The organism is Thioalkalivibrio versutus (assembly GCF_001999325.1).
GTDB lineage: Bacteria > Pseudomonadota > Gammaproteobacteria > Ectothiorhodospirales > Ectothiorhodospiraceae > Thioalkalivibrio > Thioalkalivibrio versutus.
Window position 1 is genome coordinate 119511 of the sequence record NZ_MVAR01000023.1, and the last position, 21872, is coordinate 141382.

Consider the following 21872-nt stretch of genomic DNA (forward strand, 5'->3'; position numbering starts at 1 on the left):
CTAGCCCGCCTCGGTGACGCGCAGCATTTCCTCGAGGCTGGTCGTGCCGTCGAGCACGCGCCGGCAGGCATCCGCGCGGAGACTCACGCTGTTCTCGCGCGCGGCCCGGACCATGGCCTGTTCGCTGGCATTGTCATGAATGAGTGTGCGCAGGCGTTCGTTCACCTCCACCAGCTCATAGATGCCGGTCCGGCCCCGATAGCCGAGTTCGTTGCAGCTCGGGCAGCCGCGTGCACGGTAGAGCGTGGGGTGTGCCGTGGAGGCTACGCCCAGCAGTTCGCATTCCCGTGGCGATGCCGGGTGGGGTTCACGGCAGTCCTTGCACAGGACCCGTACCAGCCGCTGGGCGAGAATCCCGTTCAGGGTCGACGAGAGCAGGAACGGCTCCACGCCCATGTCCCGCAGGCGCGTGATGGCCCCGATCGCGGAGTTGGTGTGCAGGGTGGAAAACACCAGGTGACCGGTCAGGCTCGCCTGCACCGCGATCTGGACGGTGTCGACGTCGCGGATCTCGCCGACCATGACGACATCCGGGTCCTGGCGCAGGATGGCTCGCAGCCCGCGGGCGAAGGTCATGTCGATACGGCTGTTGATCTGGGTCTGGCCGATCCCGTCGAGGTAGTACTCGATCGGGTCCTCGACGGTCAGGATATTGCGGCTGCGGTCATTGAGCCGGGTCAGCGCTGCGTACAGCGTTGTCGTTTTGCCCGACCCGGTCGGGCCGGTGACCAGCACGATCCCGTGCGGCCTTGTGACAATCCGTTCCAGGGTGTCACGGGTATCCGGATCCATGCCCAGGTGGGTGAGGTCGAGGCGGCCGGCCTGCTTGTCCAGCAGTCGCATCACCACGCGTTCTCCGTGGCCCGAAGGCAGGGTGGAGACGCGCACGTCCACCGCGCGGCCGGCGACCCTGAGGGAGATGCGTCCGTCCTGTGGCAGTCGCTTCTCCGCGATGTCCAGCCGTGCCATCACCTTGATGCGCGAGACGATGAGCGATGCAAGCCCCGCGGGCGGGGTCAGAATCTCGCGCAAGACGCCGTCCACACGCAGCCGGACGGCCAGGCGACTCTCGAAGGGCTCGATGTGGATGTCCGACGCGTTTTCCCGTACCGCCTCCGTCAGCAGCGCATTGATGAGCCGGATAATCGGGGCATCGTCTTCGGCCTCCAGGAGGTCCTGCGGCTCGGCGAGGGATTCCGCCACGCTCGACAGGTCGAGGTTGCCATCCAGCTCCTCCATCGATTGCATGGCCCGCGAGCTGGAGGATTCGTAGCGCTCGCGCAGCCGCTGCTCGAAGGTCTTGTCATCGACGGTTTCCAGGTTCAGCGGCTCGGGGCTGCGTCGGCGCAGTTCCAGGAGTCCTTGCGGATCGGCGTCGTGGCGCAGAAAGATCTGGCGCTTGCCCGCGACCAGATTGCCGGGCACGGCGCCGACCCGGCGCGCGAATGTGTAGCTCACGGTGAACGTACCGGTCACCGGCGTCCCGGGCGCGTTCGGGTCGTCCGGCACGAGTTCCCGGGTCGCCCCTGCGCTCATGGCCTGGGTACCCTCGGCCATTCAGTCGCGATGGCCATGGACATCTTCGAAGCTCGGCGGGAGCTGGGTCAGGCGCTCCCATTCCGGCAGGACCGGGCTTCTGCGCTGCTGGGTGCGCGCCTGCTCGCGCAGTTGCTCGCCGCGGATAAAGCTGTACTTTTCGCTGGTCAGCTCGGCGCCGCGGGCGCTGTCCCGGACGATGCGCGGGTGCAGGAACACCATCAGGTTCCGTTTCTCGGTCTGGTTGCGGTCCGCCCGGAAGAGTCGTCCAAGCCCGGGGATGCTGCCCAGCCCGGGGACGCGCGCCTCGCTGTCCGTTTGCTGTTCTTCAATCAGCCCGCCGAGCACCAGCATGTCGCCGTCATCGATCAGGACGTGGGTCTTCAGTGTCCGGGTATTGGTAATGAGATCGGCCGCGCCGGAAGTACCCGGCGCCAACTGCGAGACCTCCTGTTCGATCTCCAGGCGCACGGCATTGCCCTGGTTGATCTGAGGCCGCACACGAAGCTTCACCCCGACATCCTCGCGACGAATCGTGTCGAAGGCCTGGCCCGAATCCTCGATCGAGCGTCCGACGATGAACGGCACGTTCTGGCCGACCACGATCTCGGCTTCCTCGTTGTCCAGTGTCAGAAGGCTGGGGGTGGACAGGATGTTGCTGGAGGTGTCGCGTTGCAGCATGTTGACTAGGGCCGCGATCCGCGTGCTTCCGGTCGACCCCACGCCCCCGGCGGTCAGGCCGTCCCCGATATCCGGGGGGGAGGACACGCTCCCGTCAAGGAACCCCTCCACGCCCGCGGCGAGTTCGAGGATCCCGCGTGACCCGGGGCCGGAAAAGTTGAGGACCCCGGCACCGCTGTTTCCGATGGCGCCCCACTGCACGCCGAGGTCCTGCACGCGATCCGACGAGACCTCCGCGATGACGGCTTCGACCAGGACTTGCGCCCGGCGGATATCGAGCTGCTCCACGATGATGTCGAAGTCGCGGATGAAGTCGGAGGGGCCGTAGGTCACCACGGCGTTTGTGGACTCGTGTGCCTCGATGTGGATCCTGTTTCCGCCCTGTTCGTCGGGGCCGATATCCGGGCTCTTTTCGGCGATGTTGCGCAGCAGTTCGGCAACCTCCTCGGCCCGCGCATACTTCAGGTAGTGCACGCGTGCGTTCCCTTCTTCCATCTCGCGGTCAAGCTGGGCAATGAGCCCGCGCAGGCGCAGGCGAGACTCCTCGCGCCCGGAGAGGATGATGGCGTTGCTGCGACGATCCGCGAGGACCTGGGGTGTGGCGAGCTCTCCCGTGCCCTCCCGGGCCAGAACCTGCAGCTGCTCGGCGAGTTCCCCGGCGCGGGCGTGCCGGAGTTCAATGACCTCGAAATCGTCAGCGAATGGCAGGTCCATGCGTTCGACGAGGGCACGGATGCGATGCACGTTGCTGCGCGTATCCGAAATCAGCAGCGTGTTGGGCTCGGTGGCCGCCGCAAGATGCCCCCCTTGCGGGATCAGCGGGCGAAGGACCGGAACGAGCTGGGCGGCGGCGACATGCCGCAATGCGATCACGTGGGTGACGATGCTCCCGCCCCGTACGTCGGCGTCCGGTTCTGCCTCGATATCGAGGATTGTGGGCGTATCCTGCTTGGCCTGCGCGTCGGGCACGATGCGGGTGGACGATTCGCCCGGAATGGCTGCGAATCCGTGGATCTTGAGGATGTCGTGGAACAGATCCATCAGTTCGTCCCGAGGCACGGGGCGGCTGGAAACGACCGTGATGTTGCCGCGCACCCGTGGGTCCACGATGAAATTGGTCCCGGTTTCCTCGGACACAAGATCGATCAGGTTGCTGATGTTGGTGTCGCGAAGATTAAGCGTCAGCTCGTCCGCTGCGACGGACCCCGTTGCGCAGATCAGGGACAGTGCAAGGGCGCCAAGGCGGAGTCGAAGGCTCATTCGGTTAACTCGATGGTCAGCGGCAGGGTCTGCCCGTCACGTTCTATGGTGATGTTCACCCGGTCGGTGTTGCCGAGTCCAGCGAGGATCTGTTCGGGGTCTTCGATGTCGCGGACCTGCTGCCCCTGGATCGATGTGATGATGTCGCCTTCCTGAAGACCGGCGCGTTCGAATTCGCGCTGGTTGCGCGTCGGGGTGACCCGAATGCCCAGCAGCGCGCCATCCCGCATTACGGGCTGGGCACGCAGCGAATTCATGGCGCGCTGCGGGTCCTCGAGCCAGCGGGATCGGCTGATGTTGGCCGTGATCGGCGCTGGGGAACCGGTGGTTTGTGACGAGCGCTGATCGGTATCGGAGCGGCCGCCATCGACTCGCAGTTCGTCGCCCCGCGGGAGCCGCAGTGTCTCCAGTCGGCCTTCGCGCTCCAGGATGACCCGGTCCGCGTGTACCTGATGCAGTGTCGCCAGCTGGTTCCCGATGGTGTCGCCCACGTGGTAGAGCTCGACATTGGCCCGCCCTGCGGAAATGATCGCGCTACCGTTGCCCTGTCCGGTCGCCAGGACCCCGAGGAGCTCAAGACTCAGGCGGGTCTCCGGCGCGTTCTCGATGGCCTGTTGGCCCGCTTGCCGGGGGCTGCCGAAGGGAGTGAATTCGGCGCTTCGGGAAAACCCGGACCGAGTAGGGGCATCGGCTCCAGGAGACGGGGCGGGGCGACTGGCGGTTGCCCGTTCCGCGTGGACCGTGGTGCCCGACGGGTAGGTGTACCCCGGAACGGCGATCGACCAGACGAGACCCGCGATCAGCCATGCCGTGACCGCCAGCAGCCCGGCACTGAGGATCCAGAGCGGGAGTAAGGGCACAAGTCGGGGCGAAGGTGGCATCGTCAACGGCGTTCGCGGTTTATTCGGTTGGCTGGCCCCGGCGGTTCTCGCTAGGTCGAGTCGGATCGCGTCTTGAAATAGGGCCTGGGGGAACACGATTTAATGTACCCGTTCGCGTGGATGCCCCTGATTCCCCGATCCTGCATTGTTCAGCATGCCGCTTTCGCCAAGTGGGGTCGAGTCCCGGCCCATGCGGCTTCCGGTTTTCCGGAGACGCCTCGCGCCCGTGCGCGGAGGCGAACGCCCCGGAGGCGCGAAGGTGTCGTGTCTTGCGGCTCCCAAGTCGATTTCTCCTGGTGAAGTCCACGTTTGGATGCCGGCCGCTGCCGGGGCTGCCATCGGATTCGGGAACAGGGGCTGCGCCCGGTCTGGAAGCGGGCGTTCGTCGTGACGACCATGGGATGAGGCCGCGCCGGCCGGTGGATGGAGCCACCTGGACCGGCGGCTCCATCCATCGTGTCCGAACGCGGCCTGGTTGACGGACATCACCGCCGATATCGTCGGCTTCCGCAACGAGCGCCGTCCCCGCACCGAAAATGGCTTTCGGGCGAATGCCGGAATTACGGTCCCGAACAAGCCTGGATGGTCTTGGTCCCTGTCGCGTCCTTGACACCCTCGTACGCTACGGTGACCTCAAGTGAGGTTCCTTCTTTATCTGAGAGGTCGTCGAACTCGATCACATATTGATACTCAAAGAGTAGCAGGGCCACTTGCAGAAAGGCCTGTTGGAGGTTGGCGTCACTTGCTGGCTGGTAGAACAAGCCGCCCGTGCCGTCCGCGAGCCTTTGTAGTTCATCTTTCTGAGCTTCCTGAAGGAATTCGCCGAACCCGATGGTGAAAACAGGGATATCCGCTCCTACCGCCTCACCGATAGTGTCGTGCAGCGCGGCCTCCGTGTCCTCAACAACAGTATCTTCCCCGTCGGTCAAAGCGATGACGGCCTTCCTGTCGTTGTTGCTGCCGGGATTATCGAACCGTGCGATGGCTTCCTCGGTTGCGCCGTAGAACGCGGTGTCTCTGCCGAGGTCGGGCGGATTGTTGATCGCGGCCTTCAGTATGTCCTTGTCGGATTTGAAATACTCGGTCATGGGCTTGACATCGTCGGCGTACTTGATGATGTCCGCCTCATCGTTGTCCTGCATCGCGTCTACCAGCGATGTCGCGCCCGCCTCCATGTTGTCTACAGCGTCGGGGAAGTCGGTGATACTGCCGCTATAGTCCATCGTGATGCTGAGAGAGAGGTCGGTGTAGTTTCGGCTGATCGGTTGCACGCCATAACTACCGGGGGCGAACCCTGCAAGAGTGAAATCGCCAGCGACCAAGTTCGGAATGGGGAAGTCGGCCTGGTCGGTGACGGACACAAATGCCTTGGGGGGAAAGGCGCACGCGTTGACCTGGTTGACGTTGACGTGGATCGACTTGATTGGTTCGTAAGTGCCCCTCAGAACGCCCCCGAACGTGGGGGTGTTGGGGTCATCGCTTTGCGCAACCAACAGGGCATTGAACTCGCCGAGACGCACAGGCTTGAATTCAGCCACAACGGTACAGCTGCCGCCGGCCGGGAGGTCAAACGGGGGCGCTCCGCAGGGGGCGTTGCCACCCGACTCGTCCAGCTCAAACTGGTTTGGGTGATCCCCAAACAGACTCATGCTCGAGATGTTGTGGGTTGTTGTTCCCTCGTTGCGGATGATGAACTGCCGAGGGAGCACGTGATCCTCGTTGCCTTCCGTAATAATCCCGAAATCGAAACTCTTCGGCACCACCGTGATCCCGGAAGCCGTGTTGCCACCGCCGCCATCACCGCCGCCCCCGCCACCGCAGCCACTCAGGCCAAGGGACGCTGCCAGCAGGGCTGGTACCAGGAGTCGGGACTTTCCATATTCAAGCGTCATGGCTTTGTTTCTCCATCGATGGGCGGGGTGACCGGATCGGTGCCCTGCAAGGGTTGCGGGTGCCGGGAACGGTCAGGCGGCGCGTCGGGTTGTCCGCCGGGAACCTGATTACGGAGAAAATCTAGTGGAAGAACGAGAACTGGGTCCGTGCGGTGCCGAACATAGGCGACCCGGCCGCGCCAGAACCCCTGTCGTCCGGAGGGCTCCCTTCTGCCTAAGAATAATGATGAATGAACGCCGAGGAAGGCACGCCGTTACCCCCTCGTTATCGCGCCGGGGTCCCGTGAAGCGGGGTGCTACCCCGATTAAGCGGATATTTGCCCGGTATACTGCTTCGGCAAGCACTTGCCTGTGTGCCACCACGGCGGCCCGAATGGACGACCCCTGCGCGTGAATCTGCCTCTCCCGCGGCCCGAGTGGCCATCCCCCACCGAGATCGTTCCGGCCTGCCTGCCGAGGCCGTCTGATGTTGCATTCCCCGGAACCCGCGAGCCGGATGACTGGCTAGATGCCCTAGCGAGCGATCAGTTGTTCGTCTGGCCTGATTTCCTGCCCGCGTCGACGGTCGACGCCCTGCGCGACGAGGTGTATGCGCTGCGGGATGCGGCGCGGCTGGAGCAGGCGCGGATCGGGCGTGCGGGGGAGCGCCATCGCGACCGGTCTACACGTGGCGACTGGATTCACTGGCTGGATGGTTCGAGCCCCGCCCGGCAGGCGTTCATGGCGCGCCTGGACGAGATCCGGCTGCAGGTGAGGCGGTCGCTGATCCCGGGCCTGTTCGAGACGGAATCGCACTTCGCCCTGTATCCGCCCGGGCACCCACTACGCCTGGGACGTGGGCGCCTTCCAGGCCGGTAACTGCCGCCGCCTGTCGCTGATGTCCTACCTGAACCGCCACTGACGCGAACGCGACGGTGGGCAGTTCGCGATCTACGAGCGCGAAGGGTGCGAGATCCGCCGCATCCGGCCGCGGGCGGGGACGCTGGTGCTGTTCCTCATGCCGTGTTGTCCACTCGCCGCTGGCGCGCCAGCATCGCCTCCTGGATGCGCATCCGCGACCTGCCGAACCCGCTCGCCAGCCTCGACCGCTTCTGATGGATGCCGGCCGCGCTGCCTTGCAGCGTCCGCCGCCGGCGCCCATGATCGGAGAACGGGCTTCCTGAAGCCCCGGATCGAACGCGGAGCGGCGGGCCATCATGGGCGACAGCTGGCAATCGCATGACAACGCGCTACCCCCTCGGGACACGTCGCTCGACGTGCCGTTGCAGCCCTCGTCCTATGCGATCTGGGCCGAGCGCTATCAGCTTCGCGATGCGCAGGGCGAGCCCGTGGACAGTTCGGTGGAGTCGATGTTCGACCGTGTGGCGCGGGCGCTCGCTGCGGTCGAGGTGCCGGGCAAGCGCGCGCAGGTCGAGCGGGACTTCCGCTGGGCGCTGGACAATGGCGCCATCCCGGCCGGGCGCATCCTGGCCAATGCCGCGGCCGAGGCGTACAAGCCGCACACCACGCTGATCAACTGCACCGTCTCGCGGACGATCCGCGATTCCCTGCAGGCCATCCTCGATGCCAATACCGCTGCCGGCCTGACGCTGAAGGCCGGGGCCGGCATCGGCTATGACTTCAGCACGCTGCGCCCGAAAGGTGCGCTGGTCGCGGGCGCCGGGGCCCCGACCAACGGTCCGGTCGCGTTCATGCAGATCTTCGACCAGACCTGCCGGACCATCGGCGCGGCTGGCGGGCGCCGCGGGGCGCAGATGGCGACGCTGGATGTCGGCCACCCCGACATCCAGCGCTTCATCCTCGCCAAGCGCCGCAAGGGGCGGCTGACCCAGTTCAATCTCTCGGTGCTGGTGCGCGACGCCTTCCTGGAGGCGGTGGAGCGCGACGCGGAGTGGGCGCTGGCCTTCCCGCTGTTGCCTGTAGAGCGGGACCAGGTGGCCGCATCCGACATCGTCTACCGCGACTGGCCGGTGATCGAGGACGACTACCGCGTCGATGAACAGGGCCGCGTCGCCTGCCGCATCTACCGCCGCGTCCGTGCCCGCGAGCTGTGGGAGGCCCTGATGCGCAGCACCTATGACGTCGGGGAACCCGGCGTTATCCTGATCGATCAGGTCAATCGCCAGAACAACGCCTGGTTCGACGAGGTGATCCGAACGACCAACCCCTGCGGCGAAGAGCCGCTGCCGCCGGACGGGGCCTGCCTGCTGGGGTCGGTGAACCTGACCGGGTTCGTCTCTGCGCCGTTCGCCGAAGACGCGACATTCGACTGGGCCCGTTTCGAGCGCGTGGTGCGCGTATTCACGCGCATGCTGGACAACGTCGCGGATATCTCGGGGCTGCCGCTGCCGGAGCAGCGCGCCGAGATGCTGCGCAAGCGCCGCCACGGCATGGGCATCCTCGGGCTCGGTTCGGCGCTGGCGATGCTGGGGGAGGCCTACGGATCCGAGTCGGCCGCCGCCTTCACCGGGGAGGTCTGTCGACGTCTCGCGCTGGAGAGCTGGCGGGCCGGGCTGGATCTCGCGCGGGAGAAGGGCCCGGCGCCGATCATGGACGAGGACTTCACGCTGACGGCCGATATGCTGCGTCGTCAGCCGGCGCTGGCCGAGGCCGGCTACCGGGTCGGGGATGTGCTGAAGGGTCGCGAGCTGCACGCGCGCTTCAGCGCCTACATGCAGCGCATCGCCGGGGCGGACCCGGCCCTGGTCGCGGCGCTGGCGGAGGAGGGCGCGCGCTTTACCCACGCCACCTCCATCGCGCCTACCGGCACCATCAGTTTCTCGGTCGCCAACAACGCCAGCAACGGCATCGAGCCGACCTTTCTCCACCACACCACGCGCAACATCCGCCGGCCCGGGCGGCGTACCCGCGAGGCGGTGGACTGCTATTCGTACGAATTGCTGGCCTACCGCACCTTGGTGGATGCCGACGCGGGGCCAGCGGATCTGCCCGCCACCGCGATCACCGCCGACCAGGTCAGCGTGGACGCCCACATCCGCATGCAGGCCGCCGCCCAGCCGTGGGTGGACTCGGCCATCTCCAAGACGCTCAATGTCCCGAGCGAGTTCCCGTTCGAAGACTTTCAGCAGGTCTACCTGCAGGCCTGGCGCGCGGGGCTCAAGGGTTGCACCACCTACCGGCCGAACCCGCAGGCGCAGATGGGCGTGCTGATGGACCCGGAGCGCCTGCGCAGCACCTGGTACACCTTTACCCTGGCGGATGGCCAGGAGGTGACCCTGCGCGGCGACGAAGAGGTGGAGTACGAGGGCCAGGTGCACACCGCCGCCAATCTCTTCGCGGCGCTGGACGAGGGCTACTACGACGATGTCTGACGTCATCGGGGAGGACACGATGCACCGGATCGACCAGCCCATCATCGCCGTTCGCCGCTCGGATGTTGCGGCAGGAGAGAGTCCACCGCCGGGCGACGATAACCCGCTGGGCAAGCGTATCCCGTCGCGCCCCGAGGGCGCGCTTGAGTCGGTCACCGAAAAGGTCCGCTACTGGACCCAGGAGGGGCCGCAGACGGTCTACCTCGTGGTCAGCTTCGTGGCCGTTTCCGGAACGGTGGGCGGCGAGCGTGTGACCATCGAGCGCCCGATCGAATTCTTCCTGCCCACCGGGCAGCACTCCGAGTCCTACCAGTGGATCTCCGCCACCATGCGCAGCCTGTCGCTGGCGGCCCGCGGGGGCTACGCCACCCACGCCCTGCGCGACCTGCGCAAGGTCACCTGGGATCGCGGCCCGGTCCGCTGCGGCACCAACGAATACGGCAAGCCCCTCTACCATCCCTCCGAGGTCGCGGCCATTGCCCACGCCCTGCAACAAATCCTCCAGCGCCGCGGCTTCCTCGATCCGGACGGCCAGCCGCGCCCGCTGCGCGAGCTTGCCGCCACCTTTCGTGACCAGGACCGAACCCCTGATTCCGCCGCAGCCGTGACCCTGGAGGCACCGGCTCAAACAACCATCGGCGCAGCCCTCTGCCCCCAGTGCGGCGGCCACCTCGAGATCATCGACGGCTGCCCCACCTGCCGCGACTGCGGCTATTCCAAGTGCTAGTTCCTTCGGCGACAGGAAAGGGCGCGCAGCCTCCCCGTGGTCCGCCCGAACAAACCGAGGCCACCGGCCCCTGACTCGTCGGTGCCGGTGGCCCTCATCGCGTATCCACCAGCATGGATAACCCCTCGGCCGACAGGGCCGCCGTGGAAATCTCAAAGGGGGTCTCGTAGTCTCCCCGGATCGTCCATTCCGCCCTGGAGACATCGTGGCCAACATCCTGAACCCGTACGCCGACGAGCAGCCCGAGTCGAAGCACATCGTGCTACGTGCCCGCAGTGGCCAGGCGGTCTCCGCCAATTTCACCCTGCAGGATCGGCGCGGGCGCGAAAGCGCGGCGGAATACCTGTTTCATCTCTATTCCACCATCAAGCAGAAGCTGGGCGAACCGGTCCTGGATACTGCTGCACCATCGCCGGACGACCAGACCGCCATGCAGCGACTGATTCTGTACTCGGCCGGCGCCCACGACACCATGTTCGGCACCTTTAATGCCTCCAGTGCCTCCTCGGAGATGCCGGAGGAGGAGCGAAACGAGTTCGTGGAGATCTTCCTGCTGGCCAGCGCCACGGTCATCGAGGGACAGCGGATCACCGTCGACCTCCAGCGCGGCCTCATCACCGCCGAGGCGCCCTGAGCGCAAGGTCCCGCGCGGGGCCGCTGCCGCAGGGGGCGTATTGCCCGTGCAGATGGGTATGGCTGCATGCCGGCTCGTTACAGGGACGGGCTTGTGCCGTAAATCTCGGATGGGAGTCGTGGGCCCGGTTGGGTGGAGGCCGGCCGCGAAGCCTGGCTTCGCGAGGCCGGAACGGCGTGCGCCGGGATAGTCCGACCCGCCCAGCGCGAGCGCAAGCGAATGGTGGGCCCGGTCGGACTCGAACCGACGACCAAGGGATTATGAGTCCCCTGCTCTAACCAACTGAGCTACAGGCCCGTATTCGGGGGGCGTACAAACGACTGCGGCGCCATTCTACCCGCAAGGGGAAGATGGCGCCGCATCGCTAGGTCGGGTTCCGGCCGCCGGGCCGGGACGCCGGTTACTCGGCGTCGGTGTAGGTGCGCAGCAGTTCGGCGCGGGTCGGGTGGCGCAGCTTGCGCAGGGCCTTGGCCTCGATCTGGCGGATGCGCTCGCGGGTGACGTCGAACTGCTTGCCGACCTCCTCGAGGGTGTGGTCGGTGTTCATGTCGATACCGAAGCGCATGCGCAGGACCTTGGCCTCGCGCGGGGTCAGCGTGGACAGGATCTCGCGGGTGGCCTCGGTGAGGCTCTCCTGTGCGGCGGAGTCGGACGGCGAGGCGACCTTCTCGTCCTCGATGAAGTCGCCCAGATGCGAGTCTTCGTCGTCGCCGATCGGGGTCTCCATGGAGATCGGCTCCTTGGAAATCTTCAGCACCTTGCGGATCTTGTCCTCGGGCATCTCCATGCGCTCGGCCAGCTCTTCCGGGGTGGCCTCGCGGCCCATCTCCTGCAGCATCTGGCGGGAGACGCGGTTGAGCTTGTTGATCGTCTCGATCATATGCACCGGGATGCGAATGGTGCGCGCCTGGTCCGCGATGGAGCGGGTGATCGCCTGGCGAATCCACCAGGTGGCGTAGGTCGAGAACTTGTAGCCGCGGCGGTATTCGAACTTGTCCACGGCCTTCATCAGGCCGATGTTGCCTTCCTGGATGAGGTCGAGGAACTGCAGGCCGCGGTTGGTGTACTTCTTGGCGATGGAGATCACCAGGCGCAGGTTGGCCTCGACCATCTCTTTCTTCGCGCGCCGGGCCTTGGCCTCGCCGATGGACATGCGGCGGTTGATCTCCTTGATCTCGGCGATGTTCAGGCTGGCCTCGCGCTCGATCTCGGCCAGCTTCTTCTGCAGGCGCACGATCTCTTCTTCGTGCTGGGCCAGGGCGTTGGTGTACTTGCCCTTGGCCTTGCAGGCTTCCTTGATCCAGTCGAGATTGGTCTCGTTCTTGGGGAAGCTGTCGATGAAGGCCTTGCGCGGCATCTGGGCCTGCTCGACGGCGAGCGCCATGATGCGGCGCTCGTGGCGGCGGACGTGGTCGATGCTGCCGTGCAGCTGGGTGGTCAGCTGGTCGACCATGCGCGGGATCAGCTTGAACTCCATGAAGTACTTGGCGGTGGCCTCGCGCGCTACAGCGTAGGCCTCGCGGTTGCCCTTCTCGAAGGCCTTGTGCGCCTTGGCGTGCAGCTTGCGCAGCTTTTCGAAGCGCTCGCGCGCCTCTTCCGGATCCGGGCCGGTGTCCACCGGCTCGGCGGCTTCTTCGTCTTCCTCGGCGTCTTCCACCTCGTCGACGATGGCATCCAGTTCGGCGCTGGCCTGCTGCTCGGCGGCGGCCGCCGCAGCCGCCTTCTGCTCGTCCTGGGCCTTCTGGGCCTGCTCCGGTGTCACCAGGCCACGGGCCACGGCCTCACCGTTGGCGTGATCATTCGGGTCGATGAAGGAAACCACCAGGTCGGTCAGGCGGCCATTGTTCTCGACGATCCGGTCGTATTCGCGGATCAGCCGTTCGATCGCGCCCGGATGGTGGGCGAGCGCGAACAGGACCTGCATCAGGCCCTCTTCGATGCGCTTGGCGATGCGGATCTCGCCTTCGCGGGTCAACAGCTCGACCGTGCCCATCTCGCGCATGTACATGCGCACGGGGTCGGTGGTGCGGCCGAAGTCGCTGTCGGCGGAGGCGAGCGCCGCCACGGCGTCCTCGGCGTCGTCGTCGGCAGAGACCGAACCGTCGGACAGCAGAAGGCTGTCGGCGTCCGGGGCCTGCTCATGCACCGCGATGCCCATGTCGTTGATCATCGCAATGATGTCCTCGACCTGGTCGGAGTCGATGATCGAGTCGGGCAGGTGGTCGTTTACCTCGGTATACGTGAGGTATCCCTGCTCCTTGCCCTTGGCAATCAGTTCCTTGAGCTGGGATTGCTGCTCTTCACGATTCATTGCGGTCGTACTCCGAGGTGCTTGTTTGAGCCGTGGCAAGACGGCTCAAGGAAAGTGGGACGCAGAAAAATCAATCCTACATTGTAGCAGAAGATTCTTATATTGCCGGTGGCCTGATGGATTCTCGGGTCAAGGCTGGGTCGCGACCCGGCTCTGGGGCGACCTCCTTGACCGCTATGTTGAGGGCGAATCCGGGCGCTTCAAGCCCCGGCGCGCTATTTGGGCAGGTCGAACCGCTGCAACTGCTGGGTAAGACGGGCGAGCTCGGCGCGTTGTTCCGTTCCGAGTTCGGAACCGGGGCGAGTCAGTTCACGAATTCGCAATCGATAGTGCTGACGCAGGAGCTGGCGGGCGCAGTCCAGCGCCGTCTGGCGGGTGACCGCTGGCTCGCCGTCGTTGAGCTCCTGGTGGGCCAGGGCCATGAGTCGCTGAAAGTGGCGCTGGTCGCGAAAGCGCTCCAGCAGGCCGGCCGTGTGGCGTCCAGGGCTCTCGTCCAGGGCCGCGAGGACATTGCGCAGGGTCTCGGCGGCCGCTCCGGGCAGCTCGACGACCTGGCGGAACTCGGGCTGTGACCAGTCCAGTTCCGGGTGTTGCAGGACGCGGGCGAGCAGGGCACCCCACAAGGCCGGGGCGCTCTCGCCGCGCGCGGGCGCACGGCCGCCGGGGGTGGCGGGGAGCTCGTGACCCGGGCCCGGTTCAGGGTTGCGGGCAGGCTGGGGTGGCTGTTCCGACAGGACCTGTTCCAGTCGCTCCTGGCTGAGCCCCGTCTCCTGTCCGATGCGTTCGACCAGCTGGTCACGAAACAGCGGATCGCGGGCGGTGGCGACCAGCTTCATCGCCGCGTGGGCGAAGCGGGTGCGGCCTTCGGCGGTGTCGGTGGGGTGCTCCTCGCGCTGCAGGCGCATCAGGGTCTCGGACAAGGGCAGGGCGCCGGCGAGGCGCTCCTCCCAGCCGGCCAGGCCGTCGCGCAGGACCAGGCTGTCCGGGTCGTCGCCCTCCGGCAGGAACAGCACGCGCACCTCGCGCAGGCCCTGGATCGCGGGCAGCGCCTCGCCCAGGGAGCGCCAGGCGGCGCGGCGGCCGGCGGCATCGCCATCGAAGCACAGGGTGATGCGCGAGACCTGACGGAACAGGCTGTCCAGGTGGGCACGGGTGAGCGCGGTACCCATGCAGGCCACTGCGCGGTGGAACCCGGCGCGGGCCAGGCCGACCACGTCCATGTAGCCCTCGACCACCACGATGTCGTCCAGCCGGGTGCCGGCCTTGCGCGCCTCGAACAGGCCATAGATCACCTGGCCCTTGTGGAAGACCTCGCTCTCTGGACTGTTCAGGTATTTCGGTTCGCCGTCCTCGATCAGGCGCCCGCCGAAGCCGGTGATGCGCCCGCGCCGGTCGCGGATCGGGAACATGATGCGCGCGCGGAAGCGCTCGCGGATACCGCCGTCGTCGCGGCGCGCGGCCAGGCCGGCATCGACCAGTTGCTGCGGAGTGAAACGTGGTTTGAGCGCCTCGATCAGCCCCGCGGGCGGGGCCCAGCCGATCTGGTAGTTGCGTGCGGTGGCGCCGTCGATGCCACGGTTTTTCAGGTACTCGACTGCCCTGGGGGTCTGGCGCAGTTGCTGTACGTACCATTCGGCGGCCGCGTCCAGCGCGTCATACAGCGGGGCATGGGCCTCGCGGCGGTCGTCATCCCCGGCCTCGCGCGGAACCTCGAGCCCGGCCTGTTCGGCCAGCTGCTCGATCGCCTCGGGAAAGCTAAGGTTCTCGTACTCCATCAGGAAGCTGATGGCCGTGCCATGCGCCCCGCAGCCGAAGCAGTGATAGAACTGCTTTTGCGGGGAGACGTAGAAAGACGGCGTCTTCTCGCCGTGGAACGGGCAGCAGGCCGCGAACTCGCGCCCGGCCTTCTTCAGGCTGACGCGGCGCTGAATGATCTCGACGATGTCACTGCGTTCGAGCAGATCGTCGATGAACGCCTGGGGGATGAGGCCTGCCATGGGGTCGCTGCGTGTTCCTCGGAGTCGTGCCGGTGGTTGGGTTCGCATGATAGCCCGGAGGGGCCGGTGGCCGTCAGGGCATCGATCCGTTCACGTCAGTGCGAGCCCCCTACCCCGCCTTTGCGATCGCCCAAACAAAACGGGCCCCGTGAGGGGCCCGAATCGCGGTGCTGCCGGATGGCGGGTCAGGCGGCCTGGCGCAGGTTGGCCAGCAGGCCCCGGAGTTCCGAGGCCTTGGGCTTCACCAGCCAGAACGAGCCCTGGTAGTCGTCGAAGCGCTCCAGGATTTCACGGCCCCAGGCGCTGTCGGTCTCGTGCACGAATTCCGTGACGAGTTCCTCCAGGTAGTTCCGGTGCGCCTCCATCTCCTCGGTGTCGAGGCGGTGCAGGTCGATCAGCTCGTTGTTGATGCGGTCCGGGAAGTCGTTCTCCCGATCCAGCACGAATGCGAAGCCGCCGGTCATGCCCGCGCCGAAGTTGATGCCGGTATTGCCCAGCACCACCATCACGCCGCCGGTCATGTACTCGCAGCCGTGGTCGCCGATGCCTTCCACGACGGCGATCGCGCCGGAGTTGCGCACGCCGAAGCGCTCGCCACACTGGCCGGCCGCGAACAGCTTGCCGCCGGTCGCCCCATACAGGCAGGTGTTGCCCATGATGGTGGTGTCCTGGCTGGCGAAGCTGGAGCCCTCCGGCGGCCGGATCACCAGCTTGCCGCCGGTCATACCCTTGCCGACGTAGTCATTGGCATCGCCTTCCAGGTACAGGTGCAGACCGCCGGCGTTCCACACGCCGAAGCTCTGCCCGGCCGTGCCCTTCATGCGCACGGTGATCGCGGCGTCTGCCATGCCCTGATTGCCGTGACGCTTGGCGATCTCTCCGGACAGCCGCGCGCCGATCGAGCGGTCGGTGTTGGCCACGTCGAAGTGGTATTCGCCACCCGCCTTGCTCTCGATGGCCTCGAGCATCTCCGCGACCATCTTCTCGGCCAGCTCGCCCTTGTCGAACGGTTCGTTCTTCGGCGCCTTGCAGAAGCGCGGCTTGTCGGCCAGATCGCCGCTGGCCAGCAGGCCGTTCAGGTCCAGGTGCTGCTGCTTCGGGGTTTCCCCCGGCAGGACCTCCAGCAGATCGGTGCGGCCGATCAGGTCGGTCAGGCTGCGCACACCCAGCTTCGCCATCCACTCGCGGGTCTCGCGGGCGACGAACTGGAAGTAGTGCATGACCATCTCGGGCAGGCCGATGAAGTGGTTCATGCGCAGCACCTTGTCCTGCGTGGCGACACCCGTTGCACAGTTGTTCAGGTGGCAGATGCGCAGGTACTTGCAGCCCAGCGCGACCATCGGGCCGGTGCCGAAGCCGAAGCTCTCGGCGCCCAGGATGGCCGCCTTGATGACGTCCAGGCCGGTCTTCAGGCCACCGTCGGTCTGCAGGCGTACCTTGTCCCGCAGGTCGTTGCCGCGCAGGGTCGCGTGGGTCTCGGACAGGCCCAGCTCCCACGGGGTGCCGGCGTACTTCACCGAGGTCAGCGGGCTGGCGCCAGTGCCGCCGTCATAGCCAGAGATCGTGATCAAGTCGGCGTAGGCCTTGGCCACGCCGGCGGCGATGGTGCCGACCCCGGCCTCGGAGACCAGCTTCACCGAGACCAGCGCATCCGGGTTGACCTGCTTGAGGTCGAAGATCAGCTGCGCTAGGTCCTCGATGGAGTAGATGTCGTGGTGCGGCGGCGGCGAGATCAGGGCCACGCCGGCATTCGAGAAGCGCAGCTCCGCGATCATCTTGTTGACCTTGTGTCCCGGCAGCTGGCCGCCCTCGCCGGGTTTGGCGCCCTGGGCGACCTTGATCTGCAGGACCTCGGCGTTGACCAGATAGTGCGGGGTCACGCCGAAGCGGCCGGAGGCCACCTGCTTGATCTTGGACATGCGCTCGGTGCCGTAGCGGGAGACGGCCTCGCCGCCCTCGCCGGAGTTGGAGCGTCCACCGAGGCGGTTCATCGCGGTGGCCAGGGCCTCGTGGGCCTCCGGCGACAGCGCGCCCAGGCTCATGCCGGCGGAGTCGAAGCGCGGCAGGATGTCGGCCTCGGGCTCGACCGCGTCAAGCTCGATCGGCTCGATGTCGTCGCGCACCTTCAGCAGGTCGCGCAGCACGGTCACCGGGCGTTCGTTCACCAGGTCCGCGTATTCCTTGTAGATCCCGTAGTCGCCGGACTGCACCGCGCGGTGCAGGGTCTGGATCACGTCCGGGTTGTAGGCGTGGTACTCGCCCCCGTGGACGTATTTCAGCAGACCGCCCTGGCCGGCGCTCTTGCGCGGGTTCCAGGCACGCTTCGACAGCGTCTCCAGATCCGCCTGAATGTCGGCGAAGCGGGTGCCCTGGATGCGGCTGGTGGTGCCCTTGAAGCAGGTCTCCACGATTTCGTCGGACAGGCCGACGATCTCGAACAGCTGCGCGCCGCGGTAGCTGGCAATGGTGGAGATGCCCATCTTGGACAGGATCTTGAACAGGCCCTTGTTGATGCCGCGGCGATAGTTCTGCGCCAGGGTCAGCGGGTCTGCGTTCGGGATCTCGCCGGACTGGCACATGCCGTGCAGCGCGGAGTAGGCCAGGTACGGATAGATCGCGGTGGCGCCGTAGCCCAGCAGCACCGCGAAGTGGTGCGGATCACGCACGGTGGCGGTTTCGGCGACGATGTTGGCGTCGGTGCGCAGCTTGGCGCCGATCAGGGCATGGTGAACCGCGCCCACGGCCAGCGCGGCCGGGATCGGGCGGCGTTCCGGGTCGATGCCGCGATCCGACAGGACCAGCACCACGGCACCGTCGCGCACGGCCTCGACCGCGTGCTCGGTCAGGGCCTTCACGGCGTCCTCCAGCGAGCCGGAATGGACGTCGTAGTTGAGGTCCATGCGCTCGACGCGGAAGGCGTCCTCGGTCTGGTTGCACAACTCGCGGAACTTGGCCTCGGACAGCACGGGGGAGTCGGACACCAGGCGGTGGGCGTGGTCCGGGGTCTCCTCGAACAGGTTCTGTTCGCGGCCGAAGCAGGTCTCCAGCGACATCACGATGCTTTCGCGCAGCGGGTCGATCGCCGGGTTGGTCACCTGGGCGAACTGCTGGCGGAAGTAGTCGAACAGCGAACGGGTGTGGCTGGAGAGTACTGCGAACGGGGTGTCGTCGCCCATGGAGCCCACGGCCTCCTGCCCGGCCTCGGCCAGCACGCGCAGGATCTGGTCGCGTTCCTCGAAGGTCACGTCGAACAGCTTCTCGTAGGTCTCCAGGCGCTCGGGCGGCATCGGCTCGCCGGAGAACAGCTGGTTGTCGTCCAGCTGGCTCTTCAGGTGCTTCACGTGCGCGCGCAGCCACTGGCGGTAGGGCTGGCGGGTGCGGTTGATGCGGTCGACGTCCTCGGGCTGCAGCAGCTCGCCGGACTCGGTATCCACGGCCAGCATCTGGCCGGGCTTCAGGCGCCCCTTGGCGACCACGTCCCCGGGGGCGTAGTCATACACGCCGATCTCCGAGGCCAGGGTGATGTGGCGGTCCCTGGTAATCACGTAGCGCGCCGGGCGCAGGCCGTTGCGGTCCAGGGTGCAGGCGGCGTAGCGGCCATCGGTCAGCACGATGCCGGCCGGGCCGTCCCAGGGCTCCATGTGCATGGAGTTGTATTCGTAGAACGCGCGCAGGTCGGAGTCCATGTGCGCGACGTTCTGCCACGCCGGCGGGACCAGCAGGCGCATTGCGCGGAACAGATCCATACCGCCGGCCAGCAGCACCTCCAGCATGTTGTCCAGGCTCTGCGAGTCGGAGCCCTCCAGGTTGACCAGCGGTTCCAGCTCGGCCAGCTCCGGCAGCTTCTCGGTGGCGAACTTGTGCTGGCGCGCGATCGCCCAGTTGCGGTTGCCCTGCACGGTGTTGATCTCGCCGTTGTGGGCGAGGAAGCGGAACGGCTGCGCCAGGCCCCACTGCGGGAAGGTGTTGGTGGAGAAGCGCTGGTGGAACACGCAGATTGCCGTCTCCAGTTCCGGGCGCTTCAGGTCCGGGTAGAACACAGGCAGGTTGGCCGGCATTACCAGACCCTTGTAGGAGAGCACCTGCGCCGACAGGCTGGGCACGTAGAACACCGGGTCGTCGCCCATCGCGATCTCGGCGCGGCGGCGCACCACGAACAGCGCGCGTTCGAAGTCGGCCGCGTCCATCTCCGCCGGGGCATTGATGAACACCTGCAGGATGTGCGGCTGGCTCTTCATCGCCTCGGCGCCGCAGGCGTCTTCCGGATTGACCGGCACCTCGCGCCAGCCGGCAAGCCCGAGCGGGCCGCGCTCGATGGCGCTCTCCACGGCGGCGCGGGTTTCGGCGATCTTTGCCGGGTTGATGAACACGATGCCGGCGGCGAAGCGCTCGGCCAGTTCAATCTTCGACTCGGAGGCGAGGGTGCGCAGGAAGGCCTCGGGGGTCTTCATCAGGAGGCCGCAGCCGTCACCGGTCTTGCCGTCGGCGGCGATCGCGCCGCGGTGGGTCATGCGTTCCAGGGCCTTGATCGCGGTGTCGACCACCCAGTGGCTGGCTACGCCGTCCATGTGCGCAATGAGGCCGAAGCCGCAGTTGTCGCGCTCGAATTCGGGGCGGTAGAGGGTGCCGTTCAGTTGGTTCTGTCGCATTGGTCAACTCCGGTCGCAGCGCGCGGGGCCGTACGCGGGCGCGGTACGTTGGTCAGGGCCGTCCCTGGAAAAAGAACACGGAAAAAGGCGCAGGAATATAGCCGAACCGTCATTCTCCCGGCAAACCGGGGCCGGTCAAGAAGACACGACATCGACGCAGGTTAAGTCGTGGTGGGGCGGTTCACCACGAAGCCCGCGAAGGCCTGAAGGAGGGCAACTTCAAAAGCGTTATAAACCACACAGGGCACGGAGTTCACGGAGCAATTCGGGGTCAGGGGCAAAGCGCATCGAGCTACCTGCGCTTTCGCCCACCAGCCATCCAAAGATTTCCTGATTCGCCACGAGGGTCAGCCAGGTCCAAGGACCGTGCGGGCCCGGGTGTGTACAGCACCCGGCGGCCGAAGGTGGCCCTGGAGCGCAGCGGCACGCGCCCCGGGCTCCATGCGCCTCCTGCTTCGTCATCCCGGAAACCGGGTAGCGGTTATCCAGGATCTCGGCGGCTGGGGTTGCCCCGACGGGGGGATCCCGGCTCTTCGCTTCGCTCCGGCCGGGATGGCAGTGCAGGGGAGGGTGACATTCCAAAAAGGCCCGGATGATCCCCGTGACTGGCTGACTCTCGTTGCTAATCAGGAAAGATTTTGCCTTTCTCTGTGTGCTCTGTGCCGAACCGCTTTTTGCTTCTTCGTGCGCTTCGTGGTGACCAAGCAGCGCGGGGATCAGTCGCGGGTGACGTTCTGGACCGAGCCGATGGAGCGGATCCAGGGTTCGTCGCGGCGCACGGCGGCGGGCAGGTCCTCCGCGGCGCGCTGGGCGGCGGCCCGGTCGGGGAAGACCCCGGCCAGGATGACCACGAATTCGCGGTTGTTGACGCGCGTTGGGATATAGCGGATCCCGCCCAGGTCGTGCTGATCGGCATAGGCCCGTGCGGCCCCCATGTTCGGCGCGGCCAGCAGCTGGATGGTCGTGGCGCCTCCGTCCTGGTCGTTCAGCCAGGCGCGGTCGTTGCGCAGGCGCTCGGTGTCGGCATCCTCTGCGGCCGGCTCTTCGGTGGCGGGTTCCGGCTCGGGCGTGGGCTCGGGTGCCGGTTCAGGCTCCGGCTCCGGAGTGCTTTCTGGCTCGGCCGGCGGTTCGGATGCGGGCGCCGTCTCCGCGGGTTCCGCCGCCGTCTCGGGTTCGGGCTCGTCCGCGGCCGGGTCCTGGGTGGCTGTCTCCCGCTCGGTCGGTTCGGCTTCGGCCGGAGGGGGCAGGTCCAGTGGGTCGGCCACGACGACCTCGTCGTCGGTGGTGGCTGCCGGCCCCTCGGGCGCGGGTTCCGGCTCGGCCTCGGTGATGCGCGGCTCGGGCAGGGGTAGTTCGATGATCTCGCTATCGGTCGGCGCGGATTCCGTCTCCAGCAGTTGCCAGGCGACCGGGGCGGCGATGCCCAAGGCCACGGTGATGGCTACCGCCGGGACGAACCAGCGCTGGTTCCAGAAGGCGACGTTCTCCGCCGCCGGCGGCTCCGGGATGCGGTGATCGGCGTCGATGCCGCCCGGCTCGCCCGGCGGCGCCTCGGGGGCTGTCTCGCGGGGCGGGTCGGGTCGCGGAGTGGACGCGGCAAGAGCCTCGGCCGCCGGGGTGAAGCGGTCGTCGTCCGGGTCGCGGCTGGCGCGGATGGTCGTCTCCGGGGGCGTTTCGCTCGCCGGCTCGGCCTCGCGGGTGGAGGGGGTGAGCGCGGGCTCCCCGTCTTGCGGTTCGATGTCGGTGTCTGTCTCGGCCGCCTCGCCCGCGGCCACCCCCGGGGCAGTGCTGCCGGCGGCTGTGGCTGCGGCACCGGTCCGGCGCTCGCTGCGGCACTGGCGTTCGAGGAAGCTGTTGGCTTCGCGGTTGAGGTTGCCGGGCAGGCCCTGACTGGTGGTCTGCAGGTGATGGATGGCGTCTGCATCCAGCAGGCGATCGGGGTCGGCCAGGCCCGCGGCCTGCAGGCGGTGGC

11 protein-coding genes, 1 tRNA gene and 1 pseudogene are annotated in these 21872 nt (G+C 66.9%); 4 read left to right on the forward strand and 9 right to left on the reverse strand.

All coding sequences use genetic code 11. The features are described 5' to 3' along the window. From gspE to B0684_RS09240, 4 genes are all read right to left on the reverse strand, one after another. On the reverse strand, positions 1-1557 hold the full coding sequence (gene gspE / locus B0684_RS09225; protein ID WP_018176199.1) for a type II secretion system ATPase GspE: 1557 nt from the start codon (positions 1555-1557) through the stop codon (positions 1-3). After that, positions 1558-3477, reverse strand: a complete 1920-nt coding sequence (gspD, locus tag B0684_RS09230; protein WP_018144562.1) for a type II secretion system secretin GspD — start codon at positions 3475-3477, stop codon at positions 1558-1560. It abuts the gene before it with no gap. Then, a complete protein-coding gene (gene gspC / locus B0684_RS09235) occupies positions 3474-4337 on the reverse strand; it encodes a type II secretion system protein GspC (RefSeq protein ID WP_018176198.1) in 864 nt (287 codons plus the stop codon). The genes gspD and gspC overlap by 4 nt, the downstream gene beginning before the upstream one ends. 581 nt (positions 4338-4918) lie before the next feature. Then, the gene (locus B0684_RS09240; protein WP_018144560.1) at positions 4919-6250 is read right to left on the reverse strand and encodes a choice-of-anchor D domain-containing protein; all 1332 of its coding nucleotides are present in this window, start codon (positions 6248-6250) and stop codon (positions 4919-4921) included. A 390-nt stretch (positions 6251-6640) separates the two neighbouring features. On the opposite strand from B0684_RS09240, the pseudogene B0684_RS09245 reads away from it, so the two are divergent. From B0684_RS09245 to B0684_RS09260, 4 genes and pseudogenes are all read left to right on the forward strand, one after another. Beyond that, positions 6641-7345 (forward strand): annotated as a pseudogene (locus B0684_RS09245) (2OG-Fe(II) oxygenase). A gap of 101 nt (positions 7346-7446) precedes the next feature. Further along, positions 7447-9582: an adenosylcobalamin-dependent ribonucleoside-diphosphate reductase gene (locus tag B0684_RS09250; RefSeq protein WP_018650541.1), complete on the forward strand. Its 2136-nt coding sequence runs from the start codon at positions 7447-7449 to the stop codon at positions 9580-9582. A 19-nt stretch (positions 9583-9601) separates the two neighbouring features. Then, on the forward strand, positions 9602-10309 hold the full coding sequence (locus B0684_RS09255) for a vitamin B12-dependent ribonucleotide reductase (protein ID WP_026313097.1): 708 nt from the start codon (positions 9602-9604) through the stop codon (positions 10307-10309). A gap of 205 nt (positions 10310-10514) precedes the next feature. Beyond that, positions 10515-10943 carry a hypothetical protein gene (locus B0684_RS09260; RefSeq protein ID WP_018144556.1) on the forward strand — a complete coding sequence of 143 codons (429 nt, stop codon included), beginning with the start codon at positions 10515-10517 and terminating at the stop codon, positions 10941-10943. A gap of 220 nt (positions 10944-11163) precedes the next feature. Here the strand turns inward: B0684_RS09260 and B0684_RS09265 are convergent. The 5 genes from B0684_RS09265 to B0684_RS09285 form a co-directional block, all read right to left on the reverse strand. After that, positions 11164-11240: transfer RNA gene (locus B0684_RS09265), tRNA-Ile, on the reverse strand. A gap of 103 nt (positions 11241-11343) precedes the next feature. Next, a complete protein-coding gene (gene rpoD, locus B0684_RS09270; protein ID WP_255346797.1) occupies positions 11344-13293 on the reverse strand; it encodes an RNA polymerase sigma factor RpoD in 1950 nt (649 codons plus the stop codon). Positions 13294-13469: 176 nt separating this feature from the next. Continuing rightward, complete coding sequence (gene dnaG, locus B0684_RS09275; protein WP_018144554.1) at positions 13470-15251, reverse strand: DNA primase; 1782 nt, start codon at positions 15249-15251, stop codon at positions 13470-13472. A gap of 185 nt (positions 15252-15436) precedes the next feature. Beyond that, positions 15437-19900 carry a glutamate synthase large subunit gene (gltB, locus tag B0684_RS09280; protein ID WP_018650539.1) on the reverse strand — a complete coding sequence of 1488 codons (4464 nt, stop codon included), beginning with the start codon at positions 19898-19900 and terminating at the stop codon, positions 15437-15439. 716 nt (positions 19901-20616) lie between these two features. Continuing rightward, a partial coding sequence (locus B0684_RS09285) for an SPOR domain-containing protein (protein WP_077277015.1) occupies positions 20617-21872 on the reverse strand: 1256 nt, incomplete at its 5' end.